This is a genomic window from Kitasatospora purpeofusca, from assembly GCF_042691725.1.
In the GTDB taxonomy this organism is placed as follows: domain Bacteria; phylum Actinomycetota; class Actinomycetes; order Streptomycetales; family Streptomycetaceae; genus Kitasatospora; species Kitasatospora purpeofusca_B.
Window position 1 is genome coordinate 8,425,284 of record NZ_CP170483.1, and the last position, 10,642, is coordinate 8,435,925.

Here is a 10,642-nt window from a genome sequence, read left to right on the forward strand (position 1 = left end):
CCGGGGTTCAAATCGCTGGGGGCGGTCTGCACGGCGGCGTTGATCGCCTCGCTGGCCACCGCGCCGGCGTTCGCGGCACCGGTGGAGCCGAGTCGTCCCGAGGCCTCGGGTGCGGCTCAGGTGAGGGAGGTGAAGTCCCTCGACGTGAAGAGGACCGAGGTCTCGGGGGACGCCCAGCGGGTGTTCTCGCCGAAGGCGACGGCGTGGCCGGGTGCGGCGTCGGGTCGGGCCGAGCTGCCCGGGCCGGGTGCGAGGGCGAGTGCCGCGGGCACCCCGGTGTGGGTGGAGTCGGGCACGGGCTCGTCGGCGTCCGGTGTGGACGTGAAGGTGCTGGACCACGCGGGGAGCACCCGGCTGGGAGTGTCCGGCGTGGTGTTCACGGTGGAAGGCGGCGGCGCGCTCGGGAAGGCCCGGGTCGGTGTCGACTACTCGGCGTTCGCGGAGGCGCTGGGCGGCAACTACGCCTCGCGGTTGCGCCTCGTGTCGCTGCCGGCCTGTGCGTCGACGACGCCCGAGGTGGCGGCCTGCCAGGTGCAGACTCCACTGGTCACCGACCGTGACGCGGCAGGGAAGGCCGTCTCCGCCGAGGTGGACCTGGGCGCCGCGATCGCGGCCTCCGCTCCGCTGGTGCTCGCCGCCACCGGCACGGACGGCGGGGACGGCGGGGACGCCGGTTCGTACTCCGCGAGCACGCTGAGTCCGAGCGGCAGTTGGACCGCCGGCGGCTCGTCCGGCTCGTTCACCTACGCCTATCCCCTGGCGGCGCCGGGCGCCACGACGACCGTGGTCCCGCAGCTGAACCTGGTCTACAACTCGGCCGTGGTGGACGGGAAGACCGCGAGCACGCAGGCGCAGGCCTCGTGGGTGGGCGACGGCTGGTCGACCCCGGACTCGTTCGTCGAACAGACCTTCGTCAGCTGCTCGGACGACCCGGAGGGCTCGGCCTCGCCGAAGTCCACCGGCGACCAGTGCTACGCGGGTCCGGTCCTCACCCTGTCCCTGGGCGGATCCTCGACGTCCCTGGTGTGGGACGCGGACAAGAAGACGTTCACTCCGGGGAACGACGACGGCTCGAAGGTCGAGTACGTCACCGGTTCCAACAACGGGACAGGGACGTACAACACGGACTACTGGACGGTGACGGACCGTTCGGGCACCGTGTACTACTTCGGGCGCAACCAGCTGCCGGGATGGTCGGCGGGCAAGCCGGTCACGAACTCGGTGGACTCGATGCCGGTGTACTCCGCGCATCCGGGCGACCCGTGCCACAACGCCTCGGGCTTCGACGCCTCGGTGTGCACGATGGCGTACAAGTGGCACCTGGACTACGTGAAGGACGTCCGCGGTGACGCGATGTCCTATTACTACACCCAGGACACGAATTACTACGGGCAGAACAAGGGGGGGTCGAACACCAAGTACGTGCGCGACTCCTACCTGTCACGGATCGACTACGGCTTCAAGGACGGCGGGGCGTTCGGCACCGTTCCCGACCAGGTGTCGTTCACGACGGGCTCGCGCTGCGTGGCGGCGACGTGCGACCCGATCTCGGCGGCGAACAACGCGACGATGTACCCGGACGTGCCGTTCGACCTGATCTGCGACCAGGGCGCGACCTGTACGCCGAAGTCGCCGTCGATGTTCTCCACCGTGCGGCTGAAGCAGATCACCACCAAGCAGTACGACACGGCGTCCTCGCAGTACCGGACGATCGACACCTACGACCTCGCGCAGACCGAGCCGCCCACGGGTGACGGTACCTCGCCGACGCTCTGGCTGTCGTCCATCACGCGGACGGCGAGCGACACTTCGGCCGGCGGTTCGGGGACGGTCCCGATGCCGCCGGTGAAGTTCGCGGGCACCACGATGAAGAACCGCGTCGACACCGCCGACTACCCGGGCATGTACCGCTACCGGCTGACGTCGATCACCACCGAGTTGGGCGCGGTCACGGGTATCACCTACGGCCTGCCCAACCCCTGCACTGCGGCCTACGTGGCCTCGGCCGACCCCTCCTCGAACACCAACTCGTGCTACCCGGTGCGGTGGACGCCGAAGTTCTACACGGCGCCGATCACCGACTGGTTCCAGAAGTACGCGGTGACCCAGGTGCTGGAGGCGGACGCGACGGGTGGTGCGCTGCAGAAGGCGACGACGTACGAGTACGGCGGCGGTGCGGCGTGGCACTACGACGACAACGAGGTGGTGAAGGCCAAGGACCGGACCTGGGGCCAGTTCCGCGGTTACGCGACCGCCACGGTGCGCACCGGTGACGGGGCGAACAACCCGAGGACGAAGAGGACCACCGCCTACTACCGGGGCATGGACGGGGACTACCTGACCGCGACCAGCACCCGCAGCGTCACGGTGACGGACTCGCAGGGCGGCCTCCACACCGACAGCGACCGGCTGTCCGGCAGCGAGCTGGAGGCCACCTCGTTCAAGGGCGACGGCGGCAACGTCGACGGCTCGGCCATCACCTCCTACTGGGTCTCGCCCGCGACCGCGACGCGCTCGCGCACCGGCCTTCCGGCGCTGACCGCGAACCTGGTCCGGCCGGTGGAGGTCCTCGCCCGGCAGGCCGTCGGTTCCGGCTGGCGCTACACCGAGACCGACAGCAGCTACAACGCGACCGTCGGCGACCCGGACTTCGGTCTCGCGACGGCCACGTACACGCACACCGTGCCGGTCGACCCGGCCTATGACTCCTGCGCCACCACGACCTACGCGCCGGCGAACACGGCGAAGAACCTGGTCGGCCTGGTGGCCTCGCGGGAGACGGACTCGGTCGCCTGCTCCGGCTACATCGCGGGTGCGCCGGCGTCCGTCCCGGGCTCGGTCAACACGCTGGGGGCGCCGTCCTCGGTGAACCGTCCGGCGCAGGTGGTCTCCGCCACCCGCACCTTCTACGACGACAGCACCTACGCGACCACGTTCCCGCAGACCACCGCGCCCACCACCGGCAACGCGACCATGGGGCAGCAGGCGAGCGACCACACCGGCGGCTCGTTCACCTGGCAGACCGTTGAGCGGCAGACCTACGACGGCTACGGCCGCCCCCTGGTCGCCTATGACGCCAACGGCAACGCCACGACGACGGCCTACACGACGAACTCGGTCGGTCTGACGACCGGCCGGTCCGTCACCAACGCCAAGAACCAGAAGAGCAGCAGCACCCTGGCGCCGGCGCGCGGGCTCAAGCTCACCGCGACCGACGCCAACGGTGTCCTCACCACCGCACGCTACGACGCGCTGGGGCGGCCGGTGGCGCTGTGGAGGAACTCAAGGCCCACCAGCGGGCCGGCCGACACGCTCTACGCGTACACGCTCTCGCAGAGCGGGGTGTCCGGGACGACCGCGCAGTCGCTGAACGACTCGCTCGGGTACGTGACCTCGTACACGATGTACGACTCGCTCGGCCGCCAGCGGCAGACCCAGGCGCCGACGCCCAGGGACGGACGCCTGATCACCGAGTCGTTCTACGACTCGCACGGCTGGGTGTGGAAGACCAACAACACCTACTGGGACCCGGACCACGCCCCGTCGCTGTCGGTCGCCTCGGTGCCGCAGGACTCGAAGATCCCCGACCAGGTCGTGACCACCTTCGACGGGCTGGGCCGGACCTTGATCACCACGTCGTACCAGTACGCACAGGCCAAGGAGGTCACCACCACGGTCCACGGCGGTGACCGCACCACGGTCGTCCCACCGGCCGGAGGCACCGTCAAGACCACGGTGGTCGACCCGCTGGGCCGCACCGTGGAGGTGGACGACTACAGCGTCCGGCCGACCGTGAACGCCCCCGCGAACACCTTCACCGGCGACTTCACGATCAGCGGTGGCACCAGCCAGGCCATCACCTACGGCTTCGACGGCCACCGCAGGCAGAACACCGTCACCGCCGACGGCTCGACCTGGACCACCACGTACAACCTGCTCGGCCAGGTGACGTCGAGGAACGACCCGGACGCCGGCACGACCACCAACCAGTACGACGCGGTCGGCAACCTGGTCCAGACGACGGACGCGCGCGGAAAGAGCGTCAGCACCACCTACGACGCGCTGAACCGCAGGACCGGTACGTACGCGGCGACGCTCGCGGCCAAGAGCACCGCGAACCGGCTTGCCTCCTGGGTCTACGACAACGACAACAACGTCGCGGGCGTCACCAACGCGATCGGGCACCCCACCACCATCACCTCGTACGACGGCGGTCAGCCCTACGTCACCCAGGCGTCCGGATTCACCGTCATGGGCAAGTCCCTGGGCGAGACCATCACCATCCCCTCGGCCACGGAGGGCACTCAGCTCGGCAAGTCGTACATATTCACGCACGACTACACGGCGGTCAAGGGCCTTCCGTACAGTGACACTTCACCGGCCGGTGGCGGTCTGCCGCTGGAGAAGGTGACGCGCACCTATGCCACCGCGTTCGACCTGCCCAACGGTCTCGGCGCGGTGGGTGACATCGGGTACGCGCAGGGCACCAGCTACGACGCGTACGGGCGGGTCGAGCAGAGCACGCTCGGCGCGGGCGGCAACCTCGCCTACATCACCAACACCTACGACCCGCACACCGGCAGGCTGACCGACCAGTTGGTCTCGCGGTCGAACACGGGGACGCCGAGCGACGTCGACAAGCAGCACTACGACTACGACCCGGCCGGGAACATCACCCGCCAGACGTCCACCCGGATGGGGACCACGACCGAGACGCAGTGCTACCGCTACGACCAGCTCGACCGCCTCACCCAGGCGTGGACGGCGACCGACTCCTGCGCCGCCGCCCCGACCCCGCTCAGCCGCTCCCAGGTCGGCGACGCGATAGCCGGCGGCGCCTACTGGACGGAGTGGAGCTTCGACCTGCTGGGCAACCGCACGAGTCAGACCGAGCACTCCACCACCGGCGGCGCCGACACCACCACCGCCTACACCTACAACGGCAACGGGTCGAACCAGGCCCACACCCTGACGTCCGCCGGCAACGGATCGACCTTCGCCTACGACACCACGGGCAACACCGTCCAGCGCACCACCCCGGCCACCGGCGCACAGACCCTCACCTGGGACGACGCCCGCCGCCTCACGAAGGTCGCGGGCCCGACAGGCGAGACGAAGTACGTCTACGACGCCGACGGCCAGGTCCTGCTCCAGAAGAACCCCGGCTCGACCACGCTGTACCTGCCGGGCGAGCAGATCACCCTGACCGGATCGACCACCAGCGGCGTCCGCTACCTCCCGCTGCCGGGAGGCGGCACCGCGGTGCGCACCGGGGCCGGCGTCGACTACAAGTTCGAGATCACCGACCCGCACGGGACGGCCACCCTCGGACTCGACAGCACGGCGCAGACCCCGACCTGGCGGCAGTTCACCCCCTACGGCGCCGCCCGGGGTACCGCGGCCACCTGGTTCGACAACCGCGGCTTCCTCAACAAGCCCCACGACACCAGCACCGGACTCACCACGCTGGGCGTCCGCCAGTACGACCCGCTGACCGGGCGCTTCATCAGCCTGGACCCGCTCTTCGAAGGCGCCGAGTCCCAGCAGATCGGCGGGTACAGCTACGCGGCGAGCAACCCGCTCAGCCGTTCCGACCCCAGCGGGCTCTACGGATCGTGGTGCACGACCCTGAGCTGCGTGGAGCAGACCGGTGGTACGAACACCCCGGCCACCTCGACGCCGACGCCGGCCCCGTCGGGCAACGGGACGCAGGCGCCCACGTCCTCGACGAGCCGGTCCCAGTCCGGATCGGGCTCGGGCTCCGGCTCGACCACGAAGCAGGCCTCGTATCCGCACGGGAAGACCGACACCTCGCGCCCGGACACCGCTCACTGCGTCACATACGAGTGCGTCGGCCTGGAGGAGGGCACCACGCAGCCGACCACGTTCTACGACCTGTCGCCCGCGCAGATCAAGGAGCTCTGCAAGAAGATCCAGGCGTTCTGCGGTGAAGGTGTCCCGATCATGAGCACGACGAAGGTCGGCGACGCCACTGCGGACATGAGCCAGGGGTCCTTGGTCGGCCAGAGCATCGCCGGTGAGACGTTCAGCATCGAGGTCACCTTCGACAAGGAGAACTCGTTCGAGCACAACTACGAGATCGGGACATCGTTCGGCGCGGACATCAGGATGATCCAAGCCGAGATCTCGGGGACCGGCAGCTTCGGCTGGGGAAGCAGCAACTCGAGGGGACAGACCAGGACCCTCGCCGTGAAGGCGGGTGAGGACCAGAACGACCAGCAGGTCGTCATGGTGCAGATGAAGCAGACAACGACCAGGACCGAGTCGATCACGTACGGCGCTTACACGGTCGTGAACACCTACAGGACTACCGAGGTGGTCGGCGAGAAGCTCGCCATCCTGCCCTCGACCGCCGGAATGAAGTTGGAGCCGGCACCGAGCTACAAGCTCCTTCGATAACCGAGTGCACCCACCGCAGGCCCGGCCCCGCCCTTTTGCGGGGTCGGGCCTGCGCCGGTCGTCCTGCACCTGCTACGACAGCACGCGGCACGGCGGCCTCCACGACGGCTACGACGACCACATCCGGACCGGCCTCGCCGGAGGTCGGCGACGAGTGGACCGGTCTACTTATGTCCGACTTTTACGCCAATCATGAAGTGAGTCCCTTGTGCGGTAGATCAGTGCGGCGGACTGTCCCTCGGCTCGTAGCGAGTGGCACCCGGTCACGACACCGAGAAAGGACGGCATATGAGATCACGTCGGCCCGGTCGCCCGCGTCGGGCGAAGCCCGGCGGTCACCACGGCGGGCGGGACGAGCGCCGGGCCAGGGCTCGGGCACGGTGACGTTCTTTGCCGTCCGCGCGGTCGGGCGACCCGGGCAGTTCGGCTCGACGGCGGTCACGGCGGGCTCCAGCGGCGCGCTCACCGTACGTCGCCGGACCGCGCCGTACCGGCAAGAAGTGATCCGGCCGGCGAGGTGCGCCGGCCGGATCACCCGGGTGGGAAGCCGATCAGAGGACGAGCTTCCAGCCGTCGATGCGGCCCGAGTCGCCGCGGTACATGTCCTGCACCCGGAGCCGGTGCCGTCGGCGAGCTGGGCGGAGGCGTCCACCGTGTAGGTCTCGATGACGTTGTCGGCCGAGTCGCCGAGGTTGCTCTTCTTCAGCGGGTGCACGTTCAGCATGCGGGGCAAGGAGTACCTGACCGCGCTCAGCTCCGTCGCCGGGATGCTGCAGCTGCACACCATGCACTGGAGCGACGAAGGCCGCGACCCACACACGGAGAGCCCCGAACTCCCCGACAGCAAGACAGCGTTCAAGGGCCAGGAGCCGACCACGGCCGAGCAGCTGATCGACATGCTGGCCATCGACTGGAAGCCCGAGGAGTACCGGGACACCTTCGAGCAGCAGGTCCGCCCGTCGGGCGCGGGTGCGCGAGAGGTGTGGGTGAGTGGCCGGTCAGCGGGTGGCGTCAAGGACGACCTTGTCGGCGGCGAGACGGGCCGCGAGGTCGTGGTGGGCCTGACGGGCCCGGCCGAGCTTGTAGACCGGGCCGTTGAGCGGTTTGAGCCAGCCCTCGGCGACCGCCGCGAACAGCGCGGCCATCGAGTCCTTGAGGTGTGTGCGGGTGAGGTAGAGGCGCTGGGGAGCCAGAAGCCGCTGACGGCCTTCGAGGCGGCGAGCAGGCTGGTGATGGGCACCAGGCCCTCCGACCCGGTGACGGCCCCGAAGACGGACATCCGGCCGCGCGGGCTGAGCGCGGCGAGCGTGGCGTGGAAGACATCGCCGCCGGTCATCTCCAGGGCGGCGCTGACCGGGCCGCCCGCAGCGTCGAGGATCCGCTCGGTGAGGGCGTCGGTGGTGGAGGAGTCGACGGTGGCGTCCGCGCCCAGCCCGACGGCGGTGCGGCGCTTCTCCTCGCTGGAGGCCATGGCGACGACCTTCGCGCCGGCGTGCTTTGCGAGCTGGACGGCGAGCGAGCCGACACCGCCGGCCGCGGCCGGGACCAGGAGCTTGTCCTCGGCCGTCACGCGCAGGTCGGTGAAGAGTAGGTGCCAGGCGGTGTTGCCCTGGAGGGTCAGGGTGACGGCATCGTGGTCGGCGACGTCGTCCGGTACGTCGAAGGCGAGTCTGCGGTGGACGACGGTCGTCTCGGCGTAGCCGCCGCCGCGGCCGAGGGCGACGTAGCGCCGTCCGTCCTCGGCCACGCCGGAGCAGATCCACGAACAGCAGGACTCGCAACTGGCACTGGGCCCGGAGTATCAGCAGGGTGCTCAGCAGCACACCTGTTAGGCCTCGCTGAAGCTCTTGATCGCCCTTCGGCCGATCCCGCGGTGTCGCCCGCTGCGCTGCGTCTGCCGGACGGAGGTGTAATGGCCCTTCCACTCGGCACGTGGGGCTTCCAGCCGCGCGGGAGCCCTGGTGGGAGCTCCGGAGCCCCACCGGATTCGGGCTGGTCGGCTAGCGCGGGCCTCACCGAGTCGTACTCCAGACAATCCAGGTCAAGTCCGGCGACCCCGGCGGGGCGTCGGCCAGTGTCTCGCAGGATCACATGTGCCCGGCACCACCCCGGAAGCCGCACGCCGTCAGGCCCGGGCCGCCCTGTGGCTGCTGCGCAACGGCATCCCCACCGCCAGGGCCCTGGGCTTCCCGGTGTTCGACAAGTTCACCTCCCTCTCCCGCAGGATCGCCGCCCTGCCACCCACCGTGCTCACCCGCCAGCAGCAGCTTCGCCTGCGTGAGCTGCTCGACACCGCGCGCACCCGAGGGAACACGGTGCCGTGGCCGACCCGGCCCTGCGTCATCCACGGCTACGACGGCGACCGACCGCTCGCTCCGGCGTTGCCCACCACGCCCCTGAAGGCGCGAGGGCGGGTGCGCTGAAATGCGGAAACGTGTGATGGGGTGGCGGCGCCCGTTGGTCCGCATCGGTCGTGTCGTGCCCCGGCCGGTCGATGCCGTCCGGTTCCCGTGGCTGCGGTAGGAGAGACGACGGCTCACCAGGTGACCGGCAGCGCCTGCAGGCCGCGGAAGACCAGTTCCGGCACGTAGGTGAGCTCGGACTCGTCAACGGCGAGGCGCAGTCCCGGATACCGTTTCACCACGGAACCGATCGCCACCCGCATCTCCCGGCGGGCCAGTATCGCGCCGAGGCAGAAATGCGGCCCGTGTCCGAAGGCGAGGTGGGCTGCCGGTCCTTCGCGTGTGATGTCGAAGCGGCCGGGGTCCGGGTACACGGCGGGGTCGCGGTTGGCCGCGACGATGACCGGTAGCACCGGTTCGCCCGCCCCCAGTTCGACGCCCTCCAGATCGACGGGCTCGGTCGTGACCCGGACCTCGGCCGAGGTGAAGAGCCTGCTGTAGCGCAGTAGTTCGTCGACCGCCGGTCCGATCAGGTCCGGTGACGACCGCAGCAGTGCGAGTTGGTCCGGGTGGCGCAGCAGGGTCAGCAGCGAGTTGCCCAGCTGGTTGACAGTCGTCTCGTGGCCGGCGATCAGCAGGCCTTCGAGGTTGGCCAGCAGCTCGGGTTCGGTGAGGTGGTCGCCCTCGTCGTTGGCGGCGACCATCGCCGAGATCAACCCGTCGTCCGGCTGCGCCCGCTTCTGACGCACCAGATCGGCGAGCCAGTCCTGCATCTCGCCCTGTGCGGCCCGCAGTTCGTCCGGAGTGATGTTGGTGACGAACAGCCGCCTGGTCCACCTGCGGATGGCCTCCGCCTCGGAGTAGGGCACGCCGAGCAGCTCGCAGATGACCATCAACGGCAGTGGAGCGCAGAGGCCTGCCACAAGATCCGCGGTTGGATCGAGGGAGTCGAGCAGGGAGTCCGCAATGGACTGCACGCGTGGCTCGAGCTGATCGACCATGCGTGGGCTGAACGCCTGCGACATCAGCTTGCGCAGCCGGGCGTGGCGCTCGCCGTCCAGGCTGGAGATCAGCAACGGGTCGGCGGCGACGGACAGTTTCAGCTGGCCGCCCGGAAGTGTGGCAGCCTCCCGGCTGAAGCGGCTGTCGCTCAGAACCTGGCGCACCGCCTTGTAGGAGAGGGCGAGCCAGACGTCGGCCGTACCCATCGTCGCGAGGACGACCGGAGCCTGCGCGAGCAGAGCCTCGGCTTCGGGCTCGTTGTCGAGGTGGTGCGGTGTGGTGAGGGGGAACGTGGCTCGCATCGCTGCCTCCTGACTGGATGTCATCAAACTCGGGCGCCGGGTGCCGGGCGCGAACGGCCGGGACCGGTGCACGGATCGGTGACAGCTGGGGTGTGTGCCCGCCGGGGGCGGTGGCGCTTCGCGATCGTCTCGAAGTCGGTGGGGGCAAACGGTTCGGCCGGAGCTGTCGGCGGCGCCGGTGGTCGGTTCGCTCGATCCGGGTGGTGATCGCCGTACGGAGGTCTTCCCGGGTGGCTGGATGACGGTCGAGGACGTTCTTCTGCGCGAGTGCGAATGGGATTCTAGGACGTTGTCACCGGCGGCGTCGACGGTGCCCATGAACCCGGCCCGGTCGTGGCGGTGCAGGGCGTGGGACGCGGGCATATGACGTTGTGATGTGCTTCGTTTGAGACAGCCTTCGCCTGGCCTATGGCGATGGCGTGATGTTGCTGCCATGCTCGTTTGCGCGGCGGGACGATCATCGCCTCGGCCCCTAAGCTCAGCTCACCAGTGCATCTTCCTCGAAGAGCGTCGCCA

At 69.5% G+C, this 10,642-nt stretch carries 5 protein-coding genes; 2 read left to right on the forward strand and 3 right to left on the reverse strand.

Annotation, left to right across the window (positions count from 1 at the left end; translation table 11 throughout):
• Positions 1 to 116: 116 nt before the first annotated feature.
• Positions 117 to 380, reverse strand: coding sequence for a hypothetical protein (locus ACFCLZ_RS36315; RefSeq protein WP_380282171.1), 264 nt, complete (start codon positions 378 to 380; stop codon positions 117 to 119).
• On the opposite strand from ACFCLZ_RS36315, the gene ACFCLZ_RS36320 reads away from it, so the two are divergent.
• Positions 370 to 6,420: an RHS repeat-associated core domain-containing protein gene (locus ACFCLZ_RS36320; RefSeq protein WP_380282172.1), complete on the forward strand. Its 6,051-nt coding sequence runs from the start codon at positions 370 to 372 to the stop codon at positions 6,418 to 6,420. The two genes, ACFCLZ_RS36315 and ACFCLZ_RS36320, sit on opposite strands and share 11 nt — an antisense overlap.
• Positions 6,421 to 6,610: 190 nt before the next feature.
• Here the strand turns inward: ACFCLZ_RS36320 and ACFCLZ_RS36325 are convergent, their stop codons facing one another.
• Entirely contained in the window at positions 6,611 to 7,891 is a 1,281-nt protein-coding gene (locus ACFCLZ_RS36325; protein ID WP_380286386.1) for a zinc-binding dehydrogenase, read from the reverse strand.
• A gap of 622 nt (positions 7,892 to 8,513) precedes the next feature.
• On the opposite strand from ACFCLZ_RS36325, the gene ACFCLZ_RS36330 reads away from it, so the two are divergent.
• Positions 8,514 to 8,843: a hypothetical protein gene (locus ACFCLZ_RS36330; RefSeq protein ID WP_380282173.1), complete on the forward strand. Its 330-nt coding sequence runs from the start codon at positions 8,514 to 8,516 to the stop codon at positions 8,841 to 8,843.
• A gap of 113 nt (positions 8,844 to 8,956) precedes the next feature.
• Here the strand turns inward: ACFCLZ_RS36330 and ACFCLZ_RS36335 are convergent, their stop codons facing one another.
• Entirely contained in the window at positions 8,957 to 10,126 is a 1,170-nt protein-coding gene (locus ACFCLZ_RS36335) for a cytochrome P450 (RefSeq protein ID WP_380282174.1), read from the reverse strand.
• Between the last annotated feature and the right edge of the window lie 516 nt (positions 10,127 to 10,642).

Bases quoted from the DNA above. Each gene is read 5' to 3' on its own strand.
- ACFCLZ_RS36325 (WP_380286386.1), bottom strand. From the start codon at position 7,891: ATGGCCTCCAGCGAGGAGAAGCGCCGCACCGCCGTCGGGCTGGGCGCG.
- ACFCLZ_RS36335 (WP_380282174.1), bottom strand. From the start codon at position 10,126: ATGCGAGCCACGTTCCCCCTCACCACACCGCACCACCTCGACAACGAG.